This is a genomic window from Saccharopolyspora galaxeae (genome assembly GCF_016526145.1).
GTDB classification, from domain to species: Bacteria; Actinomycetota; Actinomycetes; order Mycobacteriales; family Pseudonocardiaceae; genus Saccharopolyspora_C; species Saccharopolyspora_C galaxeae.
The window spans coordinates 177,916-202,347 of the sequence record NZ_JADDUE010000008.1 but is presented as its reverse complement, the minus strand read 5'-3'; the positions used below and the strand labels follow the sequence as shown (position 1 = coordinate 202,347).

At 67.2% G+C, this 24,432-nt stretch carries 22 protein-coding genes and 1 pseudogene; 9 read left to right on the top strand and 14 right to left on the bottom strand.

Annotation, left to right across the window (positions count from 1 at the left end; all coding sequences use genetic code 11):
• Nucleotides 1–8 precede the first annotated feature (8 nt).
• From INP57_RS19465 to INP57_RS19445, 5 genes are all read right to left on the bottom strand, one after another.
• Entirely contained in the window at nucleotides 9–725 is a 717-nt protein-coding gene (locus INP57_RS19465) for a class I SAM-dependent methyltransferase (RefSeq protein ID WP_200071703.1), read from the bottom strand.
• Nucleotides 726–816: 91 nt separating this feature from the next.
• Nucleotides 817–2,325 carry a glycosyltransferase family 4 protein gene (locus INP57_RS19460; protein ID WP_200071702.1) on the bottom strand — a complete coding sequence of 503 codons (1,509 nt, stop codon included), beginning with the start codon at nucleotides 2,323–2,325 and terminating at the stop codon, nucleotides 817–819.
• Nucleotides 2,326–2,371: 46 nt separating this feature from the next.
• Entirely contained in the window at nucleotides 2,372–3,538 is a 1,167-nt protein-coding gene (locus tag INP57_RS19455) for a DegT/DnrJ/EryC1/StrS family aminotransferase (protein WP_200071701.1), read from the bottom strand.
• 176 nt (nucleotides 3,539–3,714) lie between these two features.
• The gene (locus INP57_RS19450) at nucleotides 3,715–4,080 is read right to left on the bottom strand and encodes a nucleotide pyrophosphohydrolase (RefSeq protein ID WP_200071700.1); all 366 of its coding nucleotides are present in this window, start codon (nucleotides 4,078–4,080) and stop codon (nucleotides 3,715–3,717) included.
• A gap of 60 nt (nucleotides 4,081–4,140) precedes the next feature.
• Entirely contained in the window at nucleotides 4,141–5,178 is a 1,038-nt protein-coding gene (locus tag INP57_RS19445) for a GNAT family N-acetyltransferase (RefSeq protein WP_200071699.1), read from the bottom strand.
• 601 nt (nucleotides 5,179–5,779) lie between these two features.
• Here INP57_RS19445 and rfbA point away from each other — a divergent pair.
• The 5 genes from rfbA to INP57_RS19420 all read left to right on the top strand — a co-directional run bounded on the left by rfbA (nucleotide 5,780) and on the right by INP57_RS19420 (nucleotide 11,695).
• On the top strand, nucleotides 5,780–6,682 hold the full coding sequence (gene rfbA, locus INP57_RS19440) for a glucose-1-phosphate thymidylyltransferase RfbA (RefSeq protein ID WP_200071698.1): 903 nt from the start codon (nucleotides 5,780–5,782) through the stop codon (nucleotides 6,680–6,682).
• 5 nt (nucleotides 6,683–6,687) lie between these two features.
• Nucleotides 6,688–7,695, top strand: coding sequence for a dTDP-glucose 4,6-dehydratase (gene rfbB, locus INP57_RS19435; RefSeq protein ID WP_200071850.1), 1,008 nt, complete (start codon nucleotides 6,688–6,690; stop codon nucleotides 7,693–7,695).
• A 131-nt stretch (nucleotides 7,696–7,826) separates the two neighbouring features.
• The gene (locus tag INP57_RS19430) at nucleotides 7,827–8,417 is read left to right on the top strand and encodes a TetR/AcrR family transcriptional regulator (RefSeq protein ID WP_200071697.1); all 591 of its coding nucleotides are present in this window, start codon (nucleotides 7,827–7,829) and stop codon (nucleotides 8,415–8,417) included.
• Nucleotides 8,418–8,483: 66 nt separating this feature from the next.
• The gene (locus tag INP57_RS19425) at nucleotides 8,484–10,145 is read left to right on the top strand and encodes an ABC-F family ATP-binding cassette domain-containing protein (RefSeq protein WP_200071696.1); all 1,662 of its coding nucleotides are present in this window, start codon (nucleotides 8,484–8,486) and stop codon (nucleotides 10,143–10,145) included.
• 71 nt (nucleotides 10,146–10,216) lie between these two features.
• Entirely contained in the window at nucleotides 10,217–11,695 is a 1,479-nt protein-coding gene (locus tag INP57_RS19420; RefSeq protein WP_200071695.1) for an MFS transporter, read from the top strand.
• A gap of 141 nt (nucleotides 11,696–11,836) precedes the next feature.
• On the opposite strand, the gene INP57_RS19415 is transcribed toward INP57_RS19420, so the two are convergent.
• The 5 genes and pseudogenes from INP57_RS19415 to INP57_RS19395 all read right to left on the bottom strand — a co-directional run bounded on the left by INP57_RS19415 (nucleotide 11,837) and on the right by INP57_RS19395 (nucleotide 15,480).
• A complete protein-coding gene (locus INP57_RS19415; protein WP_233627892.1) occupies nucleotides 11,837–13,009 on the bottom strand; it encodes a coiled-coil domain-containing protein in 1,173 nt (390 codons plus the stop codon).
• Nucleotides 13,010–13,199: 190 nt separating this feature from the next.
• A pseudogene (locus INP57_RS30540) lies at nucleotides 13,200–13,358 on the bottom strand (toprim domain-containing protein); the annotation flags it as partial.
• The gene (locus INP57_RS30535) at nucleotides 13,285–13,965 is read right to left on the bottom strand and encodes a hypothetical protein (protein WP_200071692.1); all 681 of its coding nucleotides are present in this window, start codon (nucleotides 13,963–13,965) and stop codon (nucleotides 13,285–13,287) included. The gene INP57_RS30535 and the pseudogene INP57_RS30540, both read right to left, overlap by 74 nt.
• Nucleotides 13,865–14,629: a class I SAM-dependent methyltransferase gene (locus INP57_RS19400; RefSeq protein WP_200071691.1), complete on the bottom strand. Its 765-nt coding sequence runs from the start codon at nucleotides 14,627–14,629 to the stop codon at nucleotides 13,865–13,867. The genes INP57_RS30535 and INP57_RS19400 overlap by 101 nt, the downstream gene beginning before the upstream one ends.
• 56 nt (nucleotides 14,630–14,685) lie before the next feature.
• Nucleotides 14,686–15,480, bottom strand: a complete 795-nt coding sequence (locus tag INP57_RS19395; protein ID WP_200071690.1) for an IclR family transcriptional regulator — start codon at nucleotides 15,478–15,480, stop codon at nucleotides 14,686–14,688.
• 529 nt (nucleotides 15,481–16,009) lie between these two features.
• Here INP57_RS19395 and INP57_RS19390 point away from each other — a divergent pair.
• Complete coding sequence (locus INP57_RS19390) at nucleotides 16,010–17,335, top strand: MFS transporter (RefSeq protein WP_295141707.1); 1,326 nt, start codon at nucleotides 16,010–16,012, stop codon at nucleotides 17,333–17,335.
• Nucleotides 17,336–17,398: 63 nt separating this feature from the next.
• On the opposite strand, the gene INP57_RS19385 is transcribed toward INP57_RS19390, so the two are convergent.
• The 3 genes from INP57_RS19385 to INP57_RS19375 form a co-directional block, all read right to left on the bottom strand.
• Nucleotides 17,399–18,790 carry an LLM class flavin-dependent oxidoreductase gene (locus tag INP57_RS19385; RefSeq protein WP_200071689.1) on the bottom strand — a complete coding sequence of 464 codons (1,392 nt, stop codon included), beginning with the start codon at nucleotides 18,788–18,790 and terminating at the stop codon, nucleotides 17,399–17,401.
• 136 nt (nucleotides 18,791–18,926) lie between these two features.
• Nucleotides 18,927–19,430, bottom strand: coding sequence for a flavin reductase family protein (locus INP57_RS19380; protein ID WP_200071688.1), 504 nt, complete (start codon nucleotides 19,428–19,430; stop codon nucleotides 18,927–18,929).
• A 126-nt stretch (nucleotides 19,431–19,556) separates the two neighbouring features.
• Complete coding sequence (locus INP57_RS19375; protein ID WP_200071687.1) at nucleotides 19,557–20,861, bottom strand: flavin monoamine oxidase family protein; 1,305 nt, start codon at nucleotides 20,859–20,861, stop codon at nucleotides 19,557–19,559.
• A gap of 409 nt (nucleotides 20,862–21,270) precedes the next feature.
• Between INP57_RS19375 and ribA the strand changes: the two genes are divergently transcribed.
• Nucleotides 21,271–22,476 carry a GTP cyclohydrolase II gene (gene ribA / locus INP57_RS19370; RefSeq protein ID WP_200071686.1) on the top strand — a complete coding sequence of 402 codons (1,206 nt, stop codon included), beginning with the start codon at nucleotides 21,271–21,273 and terminating at the stop codon, nucleotides 22,474–22,476.
• Nucleotides 22,477–22,521: 45 nt separating this feature from the next.
• Here ribA and INP57_RS29695 read toward each other — a convergent pair whose 3' ends face one another.
• Nucleotides 22,522–22,890, bottom strand: a complete 369-nt coding sequence (locus INP57_RS29695; protein ID WP_295141695.1) for a helix-turn-helix domain-containing protein — start codon at nucleotides 22,888–22,890, stop codon at nucleotides 22,522–22,524.
• 14 nt (nucleotides 22,891–22,904) lie between these two features.
• Between INP57_RS29695 and INP57_RS29690 the strand changes: the two genes are divergently transcribed.
• Both INP57_RS29690 and INP57_RS19360 read left to right on the top strand, forming a co-directional pair.
• A complete protein-coding gene (locus INP57_RS29690; RefSeq protein ID WP_233627890.1) occupies nucleotides 22,905–23,513 on the top strand; it encodes a hypothetical protein in 609 nt (202 codons plus the stop codon).
• 102 nt (nucleotides 23,514–23,615) lie between these two features.
• Complete coding sequence (locus tag INP57_RS19360; protein ID WP_200071685.1) at nucleotides 23,616–24,389, top strand: class II aldolase/adducin family protein; 774 nt, start codon at nucleotides 23,616–23,618, stop codon at nucleotides 24,387–24,389.
• Nucleotides 24,390–24,432: the final 43 nt, after the last annotated feature.

Below are 24,432 nucleotides of genomic sequence, written 5' to 3'. Positions count from 1 at the left end.
GTTGTCGCTCAACCCGCGTTCCTGAGTTCCATCACGATTTGGCCGCGCCACGGCGTGCGCACCAACCGTCCGTCGCCGTAATGCGCGAACCAGGTCGCTCGCGGATGCAGTCCTGCGGCGCCCACCAGCTCGGTCACCTCTCCGTGGTGGGTCAGGTGAACTGGGGTCGTCACGGCTCGACCATCGATCAGGCGGGTCGTGTGGAAGTCGCCACCGCCTCGCCCCACCAGATCAGCAAAGACGTTGACCAGTACGCGCCGCACTCCGTATTGCGCCACGTTGTAGCGGTTGTTGAGGTCCAGGAAGATGGCGCCGTCGGGCGCCAGCAGTCCGCGGAGGTTGCGCAACCCCTCGAGGCGCTGTTGAGCCGACATATGTCCGAAGATGTTGCCCAGACAGGTGACAAGATCGAAGCCGCCCTCTAGGGCACGGCACTGCTCGTTATCCGAGACGTCGACCTGGCGCACCTCGGCGTTGGGAACGGTCTGACCGGCGCGGCGCACCATCTCGGCACTGTTGTCCGTCAGCCACAGGTCTTCGACGCCGAGTGCGCCAGCCAACCGCCCCACCCGAGCGCCATCGCCGCAGCCGATGTCCAGCATCCTCCGCACACCGGTCCAGCGTGTCCTCAGCAGGCGATCCACGGTGTCCAAGTACGGTCTGCGCTCTGCAGCGACCAGATCGTAGTGCTCTGCCAGTTCGTCGTAGAACGAGGAGGAGTCCACGAAACCAGATTTGCCGCTGCTCGCACCGTTCGACCTCATATCAGAACTCCCCTCCAACTGCACGCCGTGCGCAGTGGCCACACGCCTCGCCTCATCGGGTAGTTCCCAGCTCGTGCGTGTCGGTCTGCAGCGCCACGTAGGTGGCGACCTCTTCGAAGTCGAAACGCCCCCATTCGGCGGCTTCGGCCAGCGCCGTGTTGACGGCCTCCGGTGCCGTGTCGCGGAACGCTCGCCACACCCGGTCGGCAGCCTCGTTGAGAGCGTCACCGTCCCGTCCGGCGACGACTCCCGCGTAGTACCAGCGACGTGCACCTTGGCCGAGTCGCCGGAAGTGCTCGGGAGCAGCGGCGAGCACATCGCGCTCGCGTCGGTGCTCGGACTCCCACGCCTCCGTCGCCGGCGCAACACGGTCCCGATGCGCGCGGAACTCCTCGTACAGGAGGCGGGTCAGCGGGGACCACGGTTCGAACTCCGTCAAGGGGGCCTTGTGCTGCGCCCGCCGGTACAGGTCGTAGTAGTCATCGGCCAACGAGGCCCAGTCGAAGCGGTGCGCCTTCTCTCTCCCAACCGCGACGAGCCGCTCGCGGTAGTCGGTGTCCCGGAGCAATCGCAAGATGCCCTCGGCGAGGGAATCGGGGTCCGGAACGTCGATGAAGTGCGCTCCCCCCTCGCCTTGAAGGTATTCGGTAATGCCACCGGTGCGGGTGGCGATGACCGGGCAGCCCGCGGCCTGCGCCTCGACATTGACCAGACCGCCGCCCTCGGCAATTGAGGGGACGGCGGTCAGCGACGCCCCGCGCAACAAGGACGCGGCCGCATCGAGCTGCACCTCACCGAGGAACACGACGCGGTCGCGCACGCCGAGTTCGTCGGCCAACGCAGCCAGCTTGCCCCGCTCCGCTCCGTCACCCGCGATCACCAGATCGTGCCCGGGAATCTCGGCGGCCACCGTTGCGAACGCACGCACCAGCCGGTCGACGCCCTTCGACGCCTCCAACCGCCGCAACGACAACAGGTAAGGCCGGGGATGCGGATAGGGTGCAGCCTCGGCGAAGAAGGCGTAGTCGATGCCCACGTACGTGGCCTCCACCGGTGCGAGCTCGGGCATCGCGGACTCGGTCAACCGTGCGAGATCTGCGGAGGCGGCGGTGACCAGGTCGGCCTGCTGCATCGATTGGGGAACGAACTCCTGTCCGGTGAGCCAGACCTTCTCCGGTTCCGGGTCGCGCGGATCGGGAATGTCCCACCCGCCGATGGTGAGGACGACGGGGGCACCGCAGAGGCGAGCGATCATGAGCGCGTAGGCTGGCAAGGGTCGGCGTAGTCCGATCGCGTGCACCGCATCCGGCGGGTGCTCGCGGATGAGCCGCCCGACGGGTTCAGTCGTCTCGGAAAACTCCGACGGCAACAGCGGACTGGTCACGCGGTGGACCACGATGCCGTTGATGACCTCGGTCTCCGGCAGATCGTCCGGCCACCGCTTGGTCAACACGTGCACCTCGTGGCCCTCATCCACGAAGCGCTGCCCGACCTGGTTGATCGGATCCTGGCAGCCACCGGTGAGCGGCAGGTAAATGCTGCAAACAAATAGGATGCGCATGATTCACTCCAACAAGAACGTAGCTCAGTGGTGGCGCTACAGGGATTCAGATGGCGGCGCGAGAACGATCAGTCAGATGTTCGGTGATCACTTCGCACACCGCATCTACATCGTGCTTACACAGTCCCGCATGCACCGGAAGCGACAGCGTTCGACGCCAGAACCACTCCGTTTGAGGCAATTCCGCCGGCGTGTACATCGGATGGGAGTCGATGCGACGGAAGTGCACTCCCGTCTCGATTCCCGCCTTGTCCAACGCGTCCATAAGCTCGTCGCGATGCTCGACCAGCACGGGCAGGACGAAGTTGCCACTCGTCACACCGAAGGGACGATCCAGCATTCGTACGCCGGTCAAACCGCGCAGGTGACGGGTGTACCGGCGGACAAGAGCGGTCCTGTACGCGTTGATCTCGTCGAGCTCCTCCAACTGAGCCAAGCCGATCGCTGCGTGGATATCGCTCATGTTGTACTTGAAGCCGACTTCGTCGACCGCGTAATCCCAGCGAGCACTGGCCGGAGCGCTCTGCGCTGTTCGAGGCTTGTCGATGCCGAAACGACGTAACCGAGCCGCACGGTCGCGGGTGTCGGCATCTGGCACGACCAGCGCTCCGCCCTCGCCAGTCGCCAGGTTCTTCGTGGCGTGGAAGGAGAACGCTTGATAGGTCGCCGCTGACCCGATCGGGCGGCCCCTGTACTCGGCGCCGCACGCGTGCGCGCAGTCCTCGATCACCGCGATCCCGGTCCTCCGTGCTACGTCGTAAATGGCATCGAGGTCGCACGGGGTCCCCGCATAATGAACGATTATGACCGCGGCGGTGCGCGGTGATAGCACCGACTGCAGATGCTCCGGATCGATGTTTCCGGTACTCGGATTGATATCGGCGAACACCGGCATGGCACCCTCATACAGCACCGCGTGCCCGGTGGCGATGAAGGTGTTCGCGGGCAGCACAACCTCGTCGCCCGGCCCCGCGCCCGCCAGGCGCAACGCCAAGTGCAGAGCGGCGGTACCTGAGTTCACGGCGACGACGTGGTCGGACCCGACTTTCTGGCCGAATGCGGCCTCGAATTGCTCGGTAACCGGGCCCAGCCCCAGCCAGGGCGATTGCAGAACTTGGGCCACCCTCTCTTGGGCCCCCGGCGGAACTGTCGGGTGGAACAGAGGAATGCGATGCGGAACGGAAGCGGATTCGTTCGGGTGCGTGGTAGTCAATTTTTCTCCATCGCAGGAGAGGCCCGGTGAGGCCAGGGCTGCTCTTCGTGCCGTGTCGCGGTTTGCCGACCGCGAGGGGCGACGGCCAGCCCTAGCCGCGGGACGAGGACGCGAAGGCTCTCGACGGCTAGGTCGCGATGGTGGGGAAGCGTGCGCATTTCCGGGGCGTGGGCGCTCTACTCGGTCTCGGCTAGCTCGGTGTACTTCGCCGTGTTGCCCCGCGCCTTGTCGGCAGGGTAGCGACGTTCGTTCACGGCGAGCTTCTCCTCCGCGACCTCGACGATGTCGATCTCGGCGTTGCGTGCCAGTCGCAACAAGTAGTTGAGGATGTCGGCGAGCTCGTAGCCGAACTCGCGGCGGAACCGCGGGTCGGCCAACTCCCGCTGCGCGGCCTCGCCGTCTCGCCACTGCAGGAGTGCGAGCAGCTCTCCGCACTCGCCTCCGAGCGCCATGGCCAGATTTTTCGGGTTCTCGAACCGCGCCCAGTCGCGTTCCTCGACGAAGGCGAACAAGCGGTCGGCGTAGCGGTGCAGGTTACTCATGCATTGCGTCCCTTCGGGGTGGCGGGAGGCGGGATTCGGACGTGTGGGATGAGCGTCCGCTCAGCACAGGGCCTGTGCTGAGCTAGGAGGCACTCGAAGGCTCCACTGGACCATGCAGTGATCATCGCGGTAAGCACCCGGAAGCAGCGCCTCGACCTGCCAACCGTGCTGCTGCATGACACGTGAGACCATGGAGTCTGGAGGCTGGTGGGAATACATCCGTCCGCCGCTCGGGCAAGCGTAATGCGGCAACAAGACAAGCAACTCGGACAGTGCTGCCGCGTCGCTGGCGCACAGCGGCATCACCTTGACTGCCCCGCCCTTCTTCGGTCCTGCGGCCGCAACCCCGCGCACCTGCCCACCACCGTCAACCGCAACGCGCACGTCCTTGTACTTGACGTTGACGTCAGCGATGTGCCGCCGCCGGTATGCCGCGACGAGCGCATCGACCCAATCCGCGCCCAATCCCTCGCACACTGGGTCGAACGCTGACAGCACCAGCGAAGACAGTGCCGGTACGTCCGCATCGGCAAGCGGACGCACGGTCAGCGCACCTTGACCTGGACGTTCACGGGACCGCCGCAGTTCTTTGTAGAGAATGAGCTCGCACACCCCGCGCTTGTACTGCTCAAACGCCGAGCCGGCCAGGACGAAGCCGTGGTGCCGGAAGAATCCAAGCGCCGAATCGTTGGTCTCGGCCACCGTGCAGTACAGCTGGCGGGCTCCGAGTTCGCGGGCGAAGCGCTCAGCAGCATCGAGCAACATCCGGCCACCGGTTCCGCTCCGCCGTGCCGTCGGATGAACGATCAACGGGCTGATCTTGACCGTCCCTTGTCGCTTGTGGACGAGGTGCACCAGTCCGAGCTGGTTCCGCCCGTCGGTGAGCACAAACATCCTCTGCAGCAGGGAGAAGTGGCCGTTCCGATCGACACCACCGTTGAGGTGGGTGTCCAGAACGCGATCTGCGTGTGCGACGTGATCGCCGTCGTAGTGATCGGAGAGCGCTTGGTCGAACAGCGCATGCACGAACTCCCGATCGCACTCCGCGGCAAGTCGCACGCAGTTGTGCTCCCCTGTCGTCCCCACGGCATCGCGCACACCCCGCTCCTCGACCGCTTCGCGCGACACCCCGGCCGCCACCTTGGCAGATGTTTCGGAACGAAGCGTTCGACCACCACTACCGGATATATCCGCAGCCACGAACGATACCTCCAAGCCCCAAAGTCCCAGAACAAGCGAATACGACCGTGCCCAAAAATGACCGCGCGACGAGCTGCAAATACCTCGCTCGCTAACGCGTTGTGATTCGCACCCCCAAGCCCGTGAAGCTTTCCCCAGTTGCCAGACTAGCTATCCGTACGGCGTGGTGCGGACACTAGTCAAGAACCACGAAACGGGCAACCCATCACAGTGTTTAACTATAAATCCCAGCCTCTACACCCAAATGGAGCATTACTAAACCCAGACGCGCGCGGTACCAATAGTTTTCGGGTAGAAGCAAGCCGATGTCACAGGTGTGATAAGATTCACGCGACTCCCCATCCCTTGGCGGTACGGACACCACCCGCTACGCTTAGCGTCGAGCTGACCTGCTATTTTTCTGATCGCGCTCGCCGGTGCCAATCGAACGCGATCAGCAAGCCAGCGAGCATTTCGCTCACAGGATAAAGAATTTTCGACGCGAATGCCTGGGGGGCATATGAAGGGAATCGTGCTGGCCGGCGGAAATGGTTCGCGGCTGCGCCCGATTACTCGAGTCGTTTCCAAGCAACTACTGCCAGTCTACGACAAACCTCTGATCTACTACCCGCTCTCGGCACTCATGCTGGCAGGAATTCGAGAGATCCTGATCATATCCAAGCCCGCAGACCTTCCACTGTTCCGCCGGTTGCTCGGCGACGGTAGTCATCTGGGAGTGAGCTTCGACTACGCCGAACAACCTGAACCGAAAGGGCTTGCTGACGCGTTCCGCATCGGCGCCGACTTCATCGGCGCGGATCCGGTCGCCCTCGTTCTGGGAGACAACATCTTCTATGGTCAGGGGTTTCCTGACGTACTGCAATGCGAACGCAAGCGGGTGGACGGCGTCACGCTGTTTGGGTACGGGGTCGCTGATCCGCGCCGCTACGGCGTGGGTGAGCTCGGAGCCGATGGCGAACTGCTGTCGTTGCAGGAAAAACCGGAGCACCCGCGTTCGAACCAGGCCATTACCGGCTTGTACATGTACTCCAACGATGTTGTGGAGTTGGCGTACGAACTGGAACCGTCCGCGCGCGGCGAACTGGAGATCACCGACCTCAATCGCCGCTACCTCGGGCAGGGACGCGCGCGACTGAGCCCCCTCGGCCGCGGGTTCGCCTGGCTGGACGCTGGCACCCATGATTCGTTGGTCGAAGCGAACCAGTTCGTCCAAGTCCTCGAACAGCGGCAGGGTGTTCGCATGGCGTGTCTGGAGGAAATTGCACTGCGCATGGGCCACATCGACGCCGACACATGCTACGCGCTCGGCATCGTGCAAGAGGATTCGGACTATGGCCGCTACGTCGTCGAAGCCGCACGCCGGTTCGCGGAGCGACCGCTCGCTACGATCGTGGAGGCATGATCGTCATGCGCATCCTGGTAACAGGCGGCGCCGGCTTCATCGGCTCGCACTACGTGCGGCAGGTCGCGGCCAAGGTGTATCCAGCGTTCGCTCAGGCGAGATTGGTGGTGCTGGATCGACTATCTTACGCCGGGAGTTGGGACAATCTCTCCGACGCCACCGACACGGGCGATGTCGAGGTGGTGCACGGCGACGTCGCCGACCCCTCTGCTGTAGAGCGAGCAATGTCCGGAGTAGACGTCGTCATCCACTTCGCCGCTGAGTCACATGTGGACAGATCGATCACTGGGGGTGAGGAATTTGTGCACACAAACGTGCTGGGCACCCAGATTGTGCTCGAGGCGGCCCGTCGACATGACGTGCAACGGTTAGTCCAGATCTCCACTGACGAGGTGTACGGGTCAATCAAGCAAGGATCGTGGGACGAGAGGGAGCCATTGGCCCCAAGCTCGCCGTATTCAGCGTCAAAAGCGAGTGCCGATCTGCTGGCATTGGCCTACTATCGCACGTATGGATTGCCCGTGTGCATCACGCGGTGCTCCAATAACTACGGACCGAACCAGTTCCCGGAAAAAATGATACCCCTTTTCGTGACGAACTTGCTGGACGGGCTCCCGATACCGTTGTACGGAGATGGGGAAAATGTGCGGGACTGGCTACACGTGGACGACCACTGCCGCGGCATTCAGTTGGTGGCCGAATCCGGTCGGGATGGCGAGGTGTACCACATCGGCGGAGGCGCCGAGCTGACCAATCGACAGGTAGTGGAACGACTGTTGTCGGCCACCGGACGCGACTGGTCGTGGGTGCAACGGGTTCCTGACCGCCCGGGCCACGACCGACGTTATTCGCTAGACTACACTAAGACCGCTCGGGAACTAGGCTATCAGCCGAGAGTGGATTTCGAGACAGGACTCGCCGGGACGGTTCACTGGTACCGCAAGCACCGCCAGTGGTGGGAACTTCGAAAGGGGCCGCAGCGGCAGCAGGGCGTGGACCTCCCCCCACGCTGAGTCAACGGAAGGTGACTCGTCCGGACCGATGCGCCCGCAGGCTGTCCCGATATCTGGCATCGCCGCCGCGCACCTATCGACCACCCTGCCCCCGTCGCCACCACTGTCACAGCTGTGATAGCTTCATTGTCATGGTCGCTGCCACGTCCACGTCCGCGAAAAGCCGCATCGTTGAGGCGGCCGTTCGACTCGTCGCGCGTGGGGGAATCGCCGAGGCATCGCTGCGCAAGGTGGCCGATGAATCCGGCATCAACATCGGGTCCGTGCGGTACCACTTCGGCACCGCCGAGGGGCTGCTGGTAGCCACCGCCGAGGAAATCGGCGCACGGATGTCACGGCGGCTTGACTCCGCCTTGCCTGAGCCCGTCGTCGACCGGTACGCGACCGGCCCCCGAGGGCTGGTCGAAGATGTCTGCCGTGCCGTGCTGCCGGTATCGGAGTCCGACCGGCCGGAGCTGATCGTTCTGGTCGAGTTGATCCACGCGGCGCGCCTGCGTCCGGAGTTTCGGACCCTCTCGACGCGGATGGGGGACGACCTGCGCGCGGTCCTTCGCAGGGTATTGGAAGCTGTGCGGGTCCCCGATGCGACGATGGAGGCAGAGCGATTGAACGCGCTGGTCGGCGGTCTCACATTCGAGCTGGTTTACCCGCATGGCTCGCACGACCCCGACACTCTGTTCGTCGTGCTGCGTCGACACATCGCCGGGATCGTTCCGGCATAGCCGACGAGGCAACACGCGCACGGCCGAGTACCTCGATCCTTTTCACGTTCCAGGGAGTCGATCGCTTTGGGGCACGTTGAGCTGCAGAAAGTGCACTACGTCTTGCCCGATGGGCTGGTGCTTCTCGACGACGTCTCGTTCCGCGTGGGCGACGGCGTCAAAGCCGCGCTGATCGGCGCCAACGGTGCCGGCAAGACGACGTTGCTCCGCTTACTGTCAGGCGGCCTCGCTCCTACCGATGGCACCGTGACCAGCACCGGCGGGCTCGGCGTGATGCCCCAGTTTATCGGCCATGCCCGTGAAGACTCGACGGTGCACAGCTTGCTGGTGTCGCTGTCACCGCCTCGCGTGCATGCAGCGGCCGAAAGGCTGGAACAGGCGGAGAACGAGCTAATCGAGCGCGACGATGACGCCTCTCAGATGTCGTATGCGAACGCGCTTACGGAATACACCGATGCGGGCGGCTACGACGCCGAGGTGGTGTGGGATCTCTGCTGCACAGCGGCGCTCGGACACCCATACGACTCGATCAAATTCCGCGAATTGAGACATCTCTCGGGCGGGCAGCAGAAGCGGCTCGCGCTAGAACAGCTGCTACGCGGTCCCGATCAGGTCTTGTTGCTTGACGAACCGGACAATTACCTGGACGTGCCGGGCAAGGAGTGGTTGGAACAGCGACTGCTCCAAACCCCGAAGACGGTCCTGTTCGTCACCCACGACCGCGAGTTGTTGCATCGCACCGCGGAACGCATCGTGACCCTTGAACTGGGCGCGGTGGGCAACCATGTGTGGGTGCACGGTGGCGGATTCGCCACCTACGACGAAGCTCGTGACGAACGTATGTCCCGACTCGACGAGCTGCGGCGCCGTTGGGAGGAAGACCGCGCCAAGCTCGTGCGTCTAGTGAACGATCTCAAGCAGAAGGCGACCTACAACGACGGCATGGCCGCTCGCTACCAGGCCGCACGCACGCGCCTACGTCGCTTCGAGGAGGCCGGCCCGCCCGAGGAAGTCCCCCGCAAGCAACGCATGCGAATGCGATTGCGCGGAAACCGCAGCGGAAAGCGCGCCGTGATATGCGAAAATCTCGCTCTCGACGGTCTCACCAAACCGTTCGACGCAGAGTTCCGCTACGGTGAACGAATCGCCGTACTTGGCGCTAACGGCACCGGCAAGTCGCATTTCCTACGGCTGCTGGCGCGCGGCGGCAGCGACGGCCAGCAGGAACCATTCGACCAGCACGCACTGGCTCCGGTCTCCCACACCGGAGTCGTTCGTCTGGGTGCCAGGGTGACAGCAGGGATGTTCGCGCAAACCCACGAGCACCCTGAATTCAACGGACGCACACTATTAGAACTGCTCACCGCAGGCGGACAACGTCGGTCCGGGATGCCGCGGGAAGAAGCCAGCCGTGCACTCGCGCGCTACGACATCGTGCACGCTGCGCAGCGGCCGTTCGACACGCTTTCCGGAGGGCAGCAGGCCCGCTTTCAGATCCTCCTGGTGGAACTGGAGGGGGCCAACCTCCTGCTGCTCGACGAGCCCACTGACAACCTGGATCTGCTCTCGGCCGAAGCGCTGCAGGACGGCTTGGAGGGATTCGTGGGCACAGTCGTCGCCGTGACGCACGACCGGTGGTTCGCGCGCTCGTTCGACAGGTTTCTGATCTTCCACGACGACGGCCGAGTCCGCGAATCCTCCGAACCGATCTGGGAAACCGAAACCTGAATCCACAACCGAGGTCAAAGACGGCCGTGTTGCTGGAGTAGCACTGCCACCACATGACAACGAGGACACCGATGACACAGATTTCGCCGACCAGCAGTCGCCGCTGGTGGGCCCTGGCCCTGCTGGCCACGACGCAGTTCATCGTCGTGCTGGACATGACGATCGTGAACGTGGCGCTGCCCTCGATCAAGGACGCGGTCGGATTTTCCGACCACGGGCTGCAGTGGGTCGTCAACGCGTACCTTCTGACCTTCGGGGGCTTCCTGCTGCTGGGTGGCCGCATCGCCGATCTGGTGGGGCGTCGCCGAGTGTTCGTTCTCGGGCAGCTGGTGTTCGGGCTCGCCTCGCTGGCCGTCGGACTCACGGAGATGGCCGGGATGGTCGTCGCCGCGCGAGCCGCACAAGGGCTCGGCGCCGCCCTGCTCGCACCGACGGCGTTGTCACTGGTCGCGACGATCTTCACGAATCCGGACGAGCGCAACCGCGCGATGGGGGTCTGGGCGGCAGTAGCCGGTAGCGGCGGCGCAGTCGGGGTGCTGCTCGGCGGCATCCTCACCGACCAGCTCAGCTGGGAATGGGTCTTCTGGGTCAACGTGCCCGTCGCTCTCGCCGCAGCAGCACTGACACCGCTGGTGATTCCGGAAAGCCGTGACGAGCAGCCCTCACCGAAGCTGGACATCACAGGCGCCGTAACGGTGACCGGTGGCCTGCTGCTTTTCGTCTACGCCCTCGTCAGCTCGAAGTCAGTCGGCCGGACGTCGCTACACACACTTGCGCTGCTAGCGGCCGCGGTCCTGCTACTTGCGGCCTTCCTTGTGATTGAACGCCGCTCCGCACACCCTCTGGTAGAGCTGCGATTGTTCCGCCACCGCTCGGTGAGCGTTGCGAACCTGGCCATGCTGATCTTCAGCGCCAGTATGTTCACGATGATGTACTTCCTCTCCTTGTACATGCAGCAGGTTCTCGGGTACACGCCGCTGCAAACCGGGCTGGCATTCCTCCCGCAGGGAATCGGAATTATCGTCTTCTCCCAGATCGCCGGAACACTACTGGGTCGCCTGGGCACGCGCAGCACACTCACCACCGGGCTGGGCGTGGCATCCGTGTCGCTAGCCTGGTTCGCTGGCATCTCGACAGACGGCAATTTCGCCGTCGACGTTCTCGGGCCGTCAGTGCTGTACTCCGTCGGCGCAGGGCTAGCCTTCGTCGCGATCGCCAGTGCCGCTGTGTCGGAAGTACCGGCTGAGGACAGCGGTCTGGCCAGCGGGTTGATCAACGTTAACCAGCAGATCGGATCCGCGCTCGGCCTGGCGGTCGTAGCCACGCTAGCCGCTTCCCACACGGACCGGCTCGCAGAAGGAGCAATTCCCGGTCCGCTCGCCCTCACCTCTGGGTTTCGGTTCGGCTACCTCCTCGGCGCCGCCCTTGCCGCGCTCGCCGCACTATTCGTGGTCATCGCGGCCCCCCGGACTCGGGCCCCCGGACGCACGGAGGAAGCCGGACGCTCCATCGATACGGAGAGCCCGACCAGCAATGGGCGATCCAGCTGACCGCTTACGATCCCAGGCGCCCAATAGCGGTGTTGCTGCAGAGTCCCCTGCGGACTGAAGTCGGACCCGAAACCTCCACCTGCTGGCCGTAGCAACCGGAGAACTGCCGCCACCGGCTGTTCTAGCTCAGTGGCCTCGGCTTTACAGCTCCGGCTCGTGCGGCTCGGACTGCGGCGGTTCGAGTTCGGGCGGGGCAACCTGGTGTTCTTGTTGGAGCCCGTGCTGTGGGGACAGGTCCGCCTGGGCGTGCTGGGCGGCCGGCTGCATGGCGGCCTGCCTTTCGGTGGCCTCTTGTTGCCGGTTGGCGTCGGGCAGCTGAGCGCGGACGCGCTGCTCTTCGCGCAGGGCCTCGTGCTCGCGGTCGGCGCCCGCCGCGTGCTCGCGGAGCCGATCGGCCTCACGCACCGCGCGCTCCAGGGCCTCGGCGTCGCGCTCGGTTGCCAGGGGCCGAGCGTGCTCGTCGCCGCGCTCGGCCGCAGCAGCGCGGGTTAGCAGCACCCGGCGCTCGGCGGCATTACCGGTCTGGGCCTGCATCTCGCCGAGCCGTTCGGCCTGGGCGGTAGTTTCCTGCTCGCGCAGACTGGTTATCTGCTCGGCGAGCTCGGCGCGGCGCCGCAGGGCGAAGCGGCCGAGCCCGTCGCGTTCGGCCTCGGCCAGTGCGCGGGCCTCGGCGGCGGCCGCGGCCCGCTCGATCGTGGCGCGCCGGGTTTCGTCGAGCTCGTCGGCGTCGCGGGCGAGTTCGGCGCGCGACCGGAGGTCGGCCAGGTGCTCGTCCAGCTCGCGCGTGTGCGGGCCGGTGCCGGCGGCGATGTCTTCGCCGAGCTGTACCGCCTGGGCATCGGCAGTCTGGACCTGCTCGCGCAGCTCGCGCAGGCGGGTCTCGGCCGTGCGGACTCGCTCGGCGAGCTCGTCCTCGCCGAGCCTGCCGTGTTCGCGCTGGTGCCAGACCGCGGCCGGTGCGGCGGGTTCGGGCAGCTGCTCGGCGGCCACGGCGGGGTCGAGCGCCGCAACCCCGTCAGTCGGGACGGCGGCGTCCAACTCGGCCGGGCTCGGCTCTGCGTGATCGTCGACCGCGTCGACCGGCTCGGCGGCGAGGTGCTCCGGCGCATCGGGCTCGTGTTGGGCGAGCTGCACCGGGCCGCCGAGGTCAACGGGCGCGGTGGTGAGGCGGTGGTGGGCGAGGCGCTCGGCCATGCGGCCGGGGTCCACGCCGAGCTCGTGAGCGAGCCGGGCACCGGTGGTGACCGCGTCGGCCGCCGGGACCTCCCGCAGCGCCGCTGCTGCCGCATCGGCCGCGGCGATCCGACCTCTCAACCTCCTCGCGGTGCTGGGGCACGTGCTTCTCGAAGTACGTCTCGATGGCACGCTCGCCCAGGAAGTCCGCCGCGCTGCGCTGCTGTTCGATGTCCAGGAACGGACGGACAGCCGCGTCGGGGTCGCCAGCGTGCTGCTTTGCCCATTCGTTCGGGTCCGCCCCGTGCGGCAGGCTCACCACCCGGATCTGCTCGAACCGACCGGCGGCGCGGTGCACGGTGCGCTCGGCGGCCGCTTGCCCGGCCGCGTCCCCGTCCAGGGCGATCACCGCGCGGTCAGCCCCGGCGGCACGCACCGCGTCCAGATGGGTTTCGGTGACCGCGGTGCCGCTGGCCGCCAGCGGCACGATGTGCTGCTGTGGGTCCGCCCCGGCCAGGGCCAGAACGTCCATCGTTCCCTCCACCAGCACCGGCACTCCACCGGCCGCGACCGCGGCGCGCTGCTCGTGCAGCCCGAACACGCTCTCGGATTTCTTGAACAGCGCCGTTTCGGGGGGGGTTCAGGTATTTCGGGGTCCGGCTCTTGTCGAAATTTTCGTGCGGCGGTCGGCCGGCGAACCCGGCCACGCGCCCGTCGGCGTCGCGGAAGCCGACGACGATCCGGTCGCGCATCCGGTCGATGAGGCTGCCGGTGCGGGACTGCTTGGCCACTCCGGCGTCGAGCAGGTCTTGCTCGCTGAAGCCCTGGGCGCGCAGGTGGTTGGTGAGGTGGCGCCAGCCGTCGGGCGCATAGCCGATGGTGAACCTCTCGCGCAGCGTGTCGATCTCGTCGCCGAAGCGGCCGCGGAGGTAGTCGAGCGCCTCGGGGTGTGCGTCGAGCTGCTCGGCGTAGTACTCGCTGGCCGCGGTGGTGACCTCAGGGATAGCGGAAGCGGGCGTCGTCGGCGACGAGCGCGGCGTAGCGCTGGAACGGGATCGTGTCGTGTTCGTGGACGAACTCGATCCGCAATCCGGCACCGGCGACGGCGCTGATGACGTCGCCGAGGGTGTGGTGCCACTCGGTCGCGGTGTTGTGCGTCGTGGCGGCATCCCAGTCGGCGTACGAGCCGGGGGAGTCGTAGGTGCGCGCGCCGCGGGCGAAGTAGTCGCGCGCGGCGGTCGTACCGCGCTCGTCGTCGAGCACGTCGGTCAGCGGGTGGAACTCGGCGAGGTAGAGCCGCCCGCCCGGGCGCAGCAGGTCGGCCGCGGTGCGGGCCCAGCGCTCGATGTCGGGCAGCCACATCAATGCACCGTTGCCGGTGTAGACGACGTCGAACGCGTTCATCCCCAGCGCGTCGGCCGCGTCGTAGACGTCGGCGGCCACGAATCGGGCGCGTTGGCCGAGGCCGAGTTCGACCGCGAGACCGGTCGCGGTCTCGGTGGCCGGTGCGGAGAAGTCCACGCCGGCCACGCGAGCGCCGCGGCGTGCCCAGGACAGCGTGTCCAGACCGATGTGGCACTGCAGGTGAACCAGGTCGAGACCGGTGACGTCGCCGAGTTCGTCGAGCTGGAACCGGTCGATGTCCTCGTCTCCGGCGCGGAACCCGTCGAGGTCGTAGAAGGAACTGGCGGCGTTGATCGGGACCCGCTCGTCCCAGTGCTGCCGGTTGGTCTCGACCTGGTCGGGTGTGCTGGCGCTCATGCGCGGACCGTACAACCGCGCCGGATCATGCCCGCAAGCGAATTCCGCGCCGGTGCTCAGGCGCTCGTCGAATCGCGCCAGAACAGCTGGGTGAGGCCGGTGACGGTGCTCTGCATCTGCTGCAGCGCATCGGGGATGCGCGCGCGGCCGAAGCGGTTCCGCGGGCCGTTGAGGGTCAGGATCGCCAGCAGGGTGCCCGCGCTGTCCCGGATCGGGCTGGACACCGACAAGAGCTCGGGCTCGAGCTCGTTGTCGATGATGGCGAAGCCCTGCTCGTAGACCTGCTCGAGCTCCTTGAGCAGCGCCTCGCGGTCGGTGATGGTGTGCTCGGTGAACGCTTCGAGCTCGTCGGGGACGGTCCGGCGCAGCGTCTCGATCGGCTTCTCGGCCAGCAGCACCTTGCCGGTGGAGCTGGCGTGCATGGGGTAGTGCTGGCCGACCAGGTTGCGGGCCAGCACGCCGACGACGTGCGAGCCGGCGGCTTCGGCGACCAGGTCGAGCCCGTCCTGCGAGTTGGGGACCGACAGCGTCACGGACTCGTTGAAGTTGTCCGCCAGTTCCTGCAGCAGCGGCTGCGCGTGCGCGACGAGACCGGCGTACGGGTCGGCGCGGCGGCCGAGACGGGCGAGTTCCCAGCCGAGGACGTAGTTGGTGTCCACGCGGTCGACGAGCCCGCCCTTTTCCAGGCTGTGGAGCAGCCGGAACGCGGTCGGCCTGCTCAGCCCCGCGGCTTTCGCGAGCGTGGTGGCGGTGGCGCCGGTGCGCGGTTGGGCGGCCAGTTCGCGGAGCAAGCTGACGGCCTTGGTCACCGACTTGTTGGCCATCTCGGTCGGCTCGGGCGCGTCGCCCATCGCGTTCCCGCCTCCTGCTGGTTCGGGCCGCAGCCCTGGACCTCCGGTGCGCAGAACAGTTTAACAGGGGCGTTCACAAAGTGGACGCGATGTCCCGCGTCGCCGGTCCGAGGCGGCCGCGAAGCGGTGTTCGGCCGAGGTAGGGGCGACGTCGGTTCGGCCGCGTGCACAGGTCGTGCACGAGCGGGCACAGCTCCGCTCGCGCGGTCCTGTCCAGCGGCGCTGGTTGTTCCGGAACCTCCACATGGCGGTTTAGTTAGTGAACGTTCTGTTTGGAAACGGGCCAAGCGTGCCGTGGCGATCGGCTCTGGTCAATGCATCGGGGCAGGTTTGAACGCTTGACGTGAATACATGGCCCCTGTCGCTTTCTCGGCCACTTTGTTCACATTATGAACTCTCGTACCCGGTTGAGTTCCCGGAACGGGGCGGTCGGCACCGTGTGACGGCACAGCACAAGCATCTCCCGCCCGGGACCGGTACAGGGGGCGCGGCCATCCCGCGGGCGTTTCACCAGGGAAGGAACCAGCTGGTGACCACAACCAACGCAGTCGCGGACACCGCGCGCAGCCAGCCGGACAGGAGACGGTTCCTGATCCGGCTGACCGTCGTCGTAGCGGGCGGCATGTTCATCGACGGCTACATCCTCGGCATCGTCGGCACCGTGATCAGCGCGATCACCACCGACCTGAACATGTCGGTGTACGGCGAGGGGCTGATCGGTGCGGCCGCGCTGATCGGCATCTTCGCGGGCGGTCCGCTGGGCGGCTGGCTCGCGGACAAGTTCGGCCGCAAACCGATGTTCACCCTCGACCTGGCCATGTTCGTGGCCTGCTCGGTGCTGCAGTTCTTCGTCGACTCGAGCTGGCAGCTGTTCGTGGTCCGGCTGCTGATGGGCGTCGCGATCGGCGCGGAGTACTCCATCGGCTGGCCGCTGATGGCCGAGTTCGCGCCCGCGCGGCTGCGCGGCCGGTGCCTGTCGTTCGCCGAAGTCGCCTGGTACGTCGGGTTCGTCGTGGCCTTCGTCGTGGGCTGGGTGCTCACGACCTCGTTCGGCGCCGACTGGCGGATCGTGCTCGGCACCAGCACGGTGCCCGCGGTGATCTTGCTCTTCGGCAGGCTGGGCCTGCCGGAGTCACCGCGCTGGCTGATGAACAAGGGACGCGTCGCCGAGGCCGAGCAGATCGCCGACACCTGGATCGAGGATCGCTCCGACATCACCACCGAGCAGCAGCGCCGCGGCACGTTCGGGATGCTGTTCTCGGCGCAGCACTGGCGCGCGACGGCGTTCATCTCGATCTTCTGGTTCTGCACCGTGACGCCGTACTTCGCCATCGCGACGTTCTCGGCCAGCGTGCTGGAGCAGTACGGCCTCGGCGAGGACGGCCTGGTCGGCGCCATCGGGGTCAACGGTGTCGCGCTGGCCGGTGTCGTCGTTTCGTGCCTGCTCATCGAGCGCATCGGGCGCCGCAAGCTGACGATCCCGCAGCAGTGGGTGTGCGCGGTCGTGCTGGTGGTCATCGCGCTGTGGGCGTCGGCGCCGCCGACGATCGTGCTGGGCTGCTTCTTGGTCTTCGCGTTCGCCAATGCGATGTGCACCGCGCTCACCGGCGTGTATCCGGGCGAAGTGCTCCCGACCGAAGTCCGCGGGATCGGAACCGGCTTCGCGACGGCGGTCAGCCGTGTCGGCGCGGCGATCGGCACGTTCCTGTTCCCGTGGTCCATGCAAGACCTCGGCGGCGCGGCGACGATGCTCATCGCCGCCGGGGTCTGCGTCGCCGGTGCGCTGGTCTCGCAGGTGCTGGCTCCGGAAACGACCGGGCGCACGCTGGGCGAGATCTCCACGGAACAGCAGTAGCCGCGGGAAGGTGGCGCCCGGTGCCGGGCGCCACCCTTCTCTCGGAACGGTGAGCGCTCGCGATCAGTGCCCGGCGGCGACCGTGGGGCGGGGCGCGAGCTTGCTGCCTGGGTGGTCGTCGCGCAGCCGCACGGTTCCGGGGCCGTGCAGCTTTTCGCGCAGGGTCTTGCCCTCGTACTCGGTCCACATCGCCTCGCGGCGCTGCAGCTCGGGCACGACGAGCTCGGCGAAATCGGCGATGTCCTGGTACTTCACCGCGTGGCCGAGGTTGAAGCCGTCGATGCCGGTCTGCTCGACCCAGCTGATCAGCTCGTCGGCCACGGTCTGCGGGGAGCCGACGATGGTGGGCCCGCTGCCGCCGATGCCGATGAATTCGGCGATGTCGCGCGGGGTCCACTCCTTGTCCGGGTCCATCCGCGAGAACAGGTCGACCATGGTCTGCCCGGCGTCGGTCTTGACGTGCCGCAGCGGCACGTCCGGATCGAACCGGGACATGTCCAGCGCGGTCCAGCCGCTGTAGCGGGCCATCGCGCCGGAGTAGCTCACGAGCTTGCGGTACCGCTCGTACTTGGCGTGCGCCTGCTCGTCGGACGGGGCGACGACGACGTTGAGCATCTGCAGCACCCGCAGCGATCCCGGATCCCGCCCGGCCTCGGCGGCCTGCGAGCGCAGCGCTTCGACCTGCCGCTCGAGCGCGGTCTTGGACAGCGCGTTGACGAACACGCCCTCGGCGTGCGCGGCGGCCAGCGCGCGGCCCTTCGACGATCCGCCCGCCTGGAAGATCACCGGGGTGCGCTGCGGCGAGGGTTCGCAGAGCGCGAAGCCGGGCACGTCGAAGTACTTGCCGTGGTGGTCGATGTCGTGCACGCGCTGCGGATCGGCCCACGTGCAGCGGTCCTTGTCGCGGACGACGGCGCCGTCCTCCCAGGAGTTCTCCCACAGCTTGTAGCAGACCTCGAGGTGCTCGGCGGCCACGTCGTAGCGCTCGTCGTGCGGGGTCAGCTGCCCGTTGCCGAGGTTGCGCGCGGCGCTACCGGCGTAGGAGGTCACCAGGTTCCAGCCGATGCGGCCGTCGGTGAGGTGGTCGAGGGTGCTGAACTTCCGGGCCAGCGCGTAGGGGTGCTCGTAGCTGGTGGACCCGGTCAGGCCGAACCCGAGGTGCTCGGTGGCCGCGGCCATCGCCGAGACGACCAGGGACGGGTCGTTGGCGGGCAGCTGCGCGCCGTCGGCGAGCGCGCCTGCCGGGCTGCCCTGGTAGACGTCGTGGTAGCCGAGGTTGTCGGCGAAGAACACCCCGTCGAACCGGGCCTGTTCCAGCAGCTCGGCGTATTTCGTCCAGTAGTGGACGTCGCCGTAGCGGTGGCCCTGGTCGTCGTCGTGCCGCCACAGCCCCGCGGAGAGGTGTGCCGGGCCCTGGAAGTCGAAGGCGAACAGCCGGATGCGGCGAGACGGCATCGTTTGCTCCTGTTTCCGAACATGAAGGGAAAAGGTGGTCTAGTGCGGCGAGGCAGCCGCGCGCTGAGCGGGCGCGGCCCGAAGTCCACAGTGGATGGTGTGCCGATGTTCGCGGAGCCATCGGCGAGCGCAGTGATCAGACTCGGAGCTCGCGGTATCCGCCGAGCCGGCCGCGGTGGAACACCAGCGGCTCGCCGCCACCGGCGTCCAGTCGGCGCACTTCGGCGAGCACGATCACGTGGTCGCCGCCTGCCAGCTCCTGCACGGTCTTGCAGTCGATCCAGGCGTGCGCCCCGGCGATCAGCGGGTTGCCGTCGGCGGATCCGTGCCAGTCCACCGCGGCGAACTTGTCACCCTGCTTGCTCGACATCGCGCCGCAGACGTCGTGCTGGCCGTCGGCGAGCACGCTGGCGCTGAAATAACCGGCCGGTCGGATCTTCGGCCAGCTGCTCGACGTGGTCGCGACGCTGAAGCTGACCAGCGGCGGATCCAGCGACAGCGATTGGAAAGTGCCGACCACGAGTCCGGCGGGACTTCCGGTGGCGTGTTCGCGTCCGGCCACTACGACGACGCCGGTGGGCAGATGTCCCATGACGTCCCGGAAATGACGTGGCTCGATCGTTGGAGACGACAAGGTCATGAGCTTTCCTCCCAATCCAGGCTGCTGGAACCAGCGGTCGTTTCGGCATTTCCCGGTCGTTGCCTGGTCCACGGCGAAGCCGCTGACCAGCGGGTACGCACGCGGTCGGCACCGCCACCGGCGCCGCTACGCGCCTCCTCCGGAAAACTCCGCGTTGATTTCGCGGGCCACTCGGGTGCCGCTTTCGATGGCGCCGTCGATGAATCCGGCCCACACGTTGGCGACGTCGCTGCTCGCGAAGTGCAGGACGCCTTCGGCGCGCTGCTGCTCGGCGAAGTACCCGGTGAGCTGGCCGGGCTGCTGGATCAGCCAGGTCTCCCGGGAATGCGGATCGGCCATCCAGTCGTGTCCGGTGACTTCCAGGACTTCCAGGTCGTCGCGCCAGACGCGAAGCGCGGCGCGGACGGCGTCGATGTCGTGCGGCGAAATCCGGCGCGAGTCGGCGCCGAAGGACACCAGCACGGCGTCGTCCTCGCCGAGGAATTCGGTGCGCACCACCGAAAGCGGGTGCGAGGCCGAGGAATAGGCGAAGAACGGTTTGATCGGCCCGCGGACGCGGATCCAGACCTTCACGCCCTTCGAAGCCGTGCCTTCGGCGGTCGCGGCGCGCTTGGCGGGGCTCAGCGCGGGGGAGACGTCGAGTTCGCCGAGGATGTTCTGCGGCAGCGTCAGCACCACCCGGCCCGCGTTGATCCGATCTCCGGCCGTGGTGGTCACCACCGCACCGTGCGAGTCGTGCTCGATCCGGCGCACTTCGGTGGAAGTGCGGATGTCCGCGGTGGTGTCGGCGGCGATCGACTCGACCAGGCGGCGGGTTCCGGACGCGAGCCGGAACACCGCTGACGCCTCGTGCATCAGGTGCCAGGAACCGGCCGTGGCCGCGGTCCAGCGCAGTGCGCTGGTGAACGCCCCGTCGGCGGGCGGGGCGTTGAAGTGCCCCACCCACGCGGCTTCGTTGGCGCGGTACTGCTCCACCGGCAGGTTCAGCTCGTCGAGCTTGTGCTGGAGGCTGAAACCGTCGACGGAGTCCAGATCAGCCGCGGACAGCGGGGAATCCGGCCGCGGGATCCAGCGCATCGTCTGGTCCAGCAGCCCGCGCATCCCCGGGTCGATCAGCTCCATGAAGCCGTCCAGCGAGCCGGTGCGGACCTCGTCGCCCGCCAGCCAGTAGGCCTGCTCGGGACGCGGCCCGCGGGTGACCTCCAGGCCGTAGCGGGTGACCTCGGACCACGCGTGCGGCTGCACCCAGTGCAGCCAAGTGCCGCCGATCTCCAGATCGCGGCCGAGCCGGTGGTCGGTCCAGACGCGGCCGCCGAGGCGGTCGCGGGCTTCGAGCACGGTGACCCGCAGACCTTTCCGGCCGAGTTCGCGGGCGGTGATCAGGCCGGCGATCCCGGCACCGACCACTACGACGTCTGCTTGCTCGGTCACGTGAGAGCACTCCCTCGCAGTCGTGTGGGGACCGGCTGATTGCGGACCGGCCGGGACTTGCTGCTCGCGCCGAGTTCTTCCGGGCGGTCCGGTGATCCGCACGAAGCGGGTGCACGAGCGATGGCCGCCCACGACCAGGATGACTCGACAACGAACAGATTGTTCAATATACGAACACTGTCGTCGATATTGTGGGCACGGCCGCCGACGCCGTCAAGGGGCTCGTCGGGTGGCTTTCCATAGGGATGGCGGGGAAATCCTTGACGTCGCCGAGGGCCAGTGCCACTATCCGTGAACGTAACGTTCATTAAGTGAACGTCTTGCTCGGTATGTCGTCCGACGGTTCAGCGCGCACTCGTGCCCGACGGCGTGCGCGCACCGAGAGATAAGCGCGTGCAGGAGAAGATCGATGCCCAGCTCGAGCATTGCCGAAGCCCTCGCCGCCCTCGCGGCAGGCGGAAAGGTCCTGGTCGTCGACGACGAGGACCGGGAGAACGAAGGCGACCTGATCATGGCCGCCGAGCACGCGAGCACCGCCGAGGTCGCCTTCTTCCTGGAGCACACCTCGGGATTCCTGTGCGTGGCCCTCGACGACCGGCGGGCCGCCGAGCTCGAACTGGACCTCATGGTCCCGGCGGGCGACGAAAGCCACGGCACCGCGTTCCTCGTCAGCGTCGACTACCGGCACGGCACGAGCACGGGCATCAGCGCGGGCGACCGCTCGGCGACCATCCGCGCGCTCGCCGACCCCCGGCTCGCGCCTGCCGAGCTGGCTCGGCCCGGTCATGTCCTGCCATTGCGCGCCAAGCCCGGCGGGGTGCTGGAGCGGGTCGGGCACACCGAGGCCGGAGTCGACCTGTGCCGCGCGGCGGGGCTCAGCGGCGCGGCGCTGCTGTGCGAGATCGTCACGCCCGACCGCGAGCGGATGATGCGCCGTCCGGAGCTGGACGGGCTCGCCGCCGAGCACGACATCCCGATGATCTCGATCGCCGCGCTGGTCGATTGGATGCGCGACGGGCGAGGTGTCCGCCGCACCGGTCAGGCTTCGATTCCCACCGATATCGGGGAATTCCGCGCGATCACCTTCCGGGAGACCGGCGGGGTGGAGCACCTCGCGCTGGCGATGGGCGAGGTCGGCGGCGAGGACGTGCTCGTGCGGCTGCACAGCGAATGCCTCACCGGCGACCTGCTCGGCTCGCTGCGGTGCGACTGCGGCGCGCAGCTGCGCATGGCGATGGAGTCGATCGCAGCCGCCGGGCGCGGCATCGTCGTGTACTTGCGGGGGCACGAAGGCCGGGGGATCGGCCTCGGGCACAAGCTGCGCGCCTACGAACTCCAGCAGTACCAAGGCATGGACACGCTGGAGGCGAACCGGGCGCTCGGGCTGCCGGTCGACAGCCGCGACTACGTCCCGGCGGCCCGCCTGCTCGCCGAACTCGGCGTCGGATCGGTGCGGCTGCTGACCAACAACCCGGACAAGTGCCGCGCACTCCTGGAATGCGGCATCGACGTGCGCGAACGGATCCCGGTCGAGGTGGCGCCGAACGAGCACAACACCCGCTACCTCGCCGCCAAACGCGACCGGATGGGCCATTTGCTCCAGCAGCTCGCCTGAGCCTCCCGCCGGGAGCCGTCGGCTTTGCTGGCCGGACTGAGCGGATCAGCGATCGGCCGCTGCCGCGTGCAACTCGAGTTCGAGCACGAGCCGCTGCGCCGGGTCGCCCAGGTCGAGCGCGAAGAGTTCCTGCGCGCGGCGGAGCCGCTGGCGCAGCGTGTTCTGGTGGATGTGCAGGTCCGCGCTGGCGGCGCCGACATCGCCGAAGCGCCGCAGGTAGCAGCGCAGGGTGGCGGCGAACGCGGTGGAATGATCGCGGTCGTGGCCGGTGATGCGCTCGCCGTCCCCGCTGCGCAACAGCGGCTCGGCGCGGACGGAATCGACGAGTCGCTTGTGGACGAGTTCCACGCGCAGCTCGTCGGTCGTGTAGTGCCGCGGTGCCGCTCCGGAATCGCGAAGGTGCCCGAGAGCCACACTTCGCCGGAGAGGTGGTCGGGCAGCGCTTCCTGCGGCACCTGCCTGCGGTCCGGCAGGTTGGAGTAGGCGACGATCGTCTGACCGGTGTCCATGATCGCGATCGCGCCACCGGTCGCGGCGGCCGCCGAATTCGCCAGCACGAACAGATCACCGCCTGCCGCGGGCGCGGCATCGCCGCCCGGGTGCGTTGCGAGCAGGGTGGACATCAGCCGTTGGACACTGCTCCACGGCACGCGGTCGTCGATCGACACGACCGTGACGCCAGCGCGCCGTGCCCGGCCGAGGAAGTCGGCAGGTGCTCGCTCCCGGGCCTTGATCACGAGGACGCCCCGGGAATCGCTCGCGATGCGAACGGCGGAATCGCTCTCCGCGGCATCGCCGGTGTTCAAGCCGACGCCGAGCAGCAGGTGCCCCGGTCCGCCCGCTTCTCCCGCGTGCCGGTCGAGCAGTTCGACCCCGCGCACCGCCACGGTGTCGTCGCCGCTGACCGAAACTTGGACCACGTCGTGACGCAGTGCGCTGACCAGGTCGGAAAGCGGCAGTACCGGGCTCATCGTCGCGCACGTCCTCGGGCGTTCGACCTGGCAATGTCGATCCCGACGTTATCCGAACATCGATGATGTCCGGATCTACGTTGTTCCTGCGCGCACCGCCGGGCATGTTGGTTTCTCGGAAATCGCGGGCGGATCCGCGGACGACTCCCGGTCTCGAAGGAGGCGGCGATGACCGCTGTGCATCCCGGAACGATGGCGACCAAACCGATGAGCGAGGCGGAGTGGCAGGCCCGAGTAGAGCTCGCCGCCTGCTACCGGATCTTCGACCACCTGGGCTGGGTGGAGATGATCTTCAACCACATCACCGCGCGAGTTCCCGGCGAGCCGGGACACCTGCTGATCAACCCGTTCGGGCTGATGTACCACGAGGTGACCGCTTCGAACCTCGTCAAGATCGACCTGGACGGCAACGTCCTGTCCGATTCGGAGTGGCCGATCAACGAGGCCGGGCTGCTGATCCACTCCGTCATCCACGCCAACCGCCCGGACGCGCACTGCATCATGCACACCCACACCACCGCGGGCACCGGCGTGGCATGTCAGCGCGACGGCCTCGACCCGGACAACTTCTATTCCGCGCAGCTGCGCGACATGGTGGCTCACCACGACTTCGAGGGCATCACGGTCGACCCGGAGGAGAAGCCGCGGCTGGTCGCCGATCTCGGCGAGCGGAGCCTGATGATCTTGCGGAACCACGGGCTGCTCGCGCTCGGGCCGACCGTCCCGGCCGCCTTCGCGGCGTTGTGGACCCTGCAGCGCGGATGCGAGATCCAGCTCGCCGCGCAATCGGGCGGCCGTGCGCTGACCCCGGTCACCGAGGAGGCCGCGATCAGGTCGACGCGGGAGTCCTTCCAGCTGGGCGACCGCACCGAATCGGGGCAGAGCCTGTTCGACGCACTGCGGCGCAAGATCGACCGGATCGACCCCGGCTACGCCTGCTGACATCGCCGCTTCGCCGGTTCAACGACGACCTGACGATCGGATC

Coding starts and splice junctions, on each gene's coding strand:
- INP57_RS19460 (WP_200071702.1), bottom strand. CDS start 2,325: ATGCGCATCCTATTTGTTTGCAGCATTTACCTGCCGCTCACCGGTGGC.
- INP57_RS19450 (WP_200071700.1), bottom strand. CDS start 4,080: ATGAGTAACCTGCACCGCTACGCCGACCGCTTGTTCGCCTTCGTCGAG.
- rfbA (WP_200071698.1), top strand. CDS start 5,780: ATGAAGGGAATCGTGCTGGCCGGCGGAAATGGTTCGCGGCTGCGCCCG.
- rfbB (WP_200071850.1), top strand. CDS start 6,688: ATGCGCATCCTGGTAACAGGCGGCGCCGGCTTCATCGGCTCGCACTAC.
- INP57_RS19430 (WP_200071697.1), top strand. CDS start 7,827: ATGGTCGCTGCCACGTCCACGTCCGCGAAAAGCCGCATCGTTGAGGCG.
- INP57_RS19420 (WP_200071695.1), top strand. CDS start 10,217: ATGACACAGATTTCGCCGACCAGCAGTCGCCGCTGGTGGGCCCTGGCC.
- INP57_RS19400 (WP_200071691.1), bottom strand. CDS start 14,629: ATGAGCGCCAGCACACCCGACCAGGTCGAGACCAACCGGCAGCACTGG.
- INP57_RS19395 (WP_200071690.1), bottom strand. CDS start 15,480: ATGGGCGACGCGCCCGAGCCGACCGAGATGGCCAACAAGTCGGTGACC.
- INP57_RS19385 (WP_200071689.1), bottom strand. CDS start 18,790: ATGCCGTCTCGCCGCATCCGGCTGTTCGCCTTCGACTTCCAGGGCCCG.
- INP57_RS19380 (WP_200071688.1), bottom strand. CDS start 19,430: ATGACCTTGTCGTCTCCAACGATCGAGCCACGTCATTTCCGGGACGTC.
- ribA (WP_200071686.1), top strand. CDS start 21,271: ATGCCCAGCTCGAGCATTGCCGAAGCCCTCGCCGCCCTCGCGGCAGGC.
- INP57_RS19360 (WP_200071685.1), top strand. CDS start 23,616: ATGACCGCTGTGCATCCCGGAACGATGGCGACCAAACCGATGAGCGAG.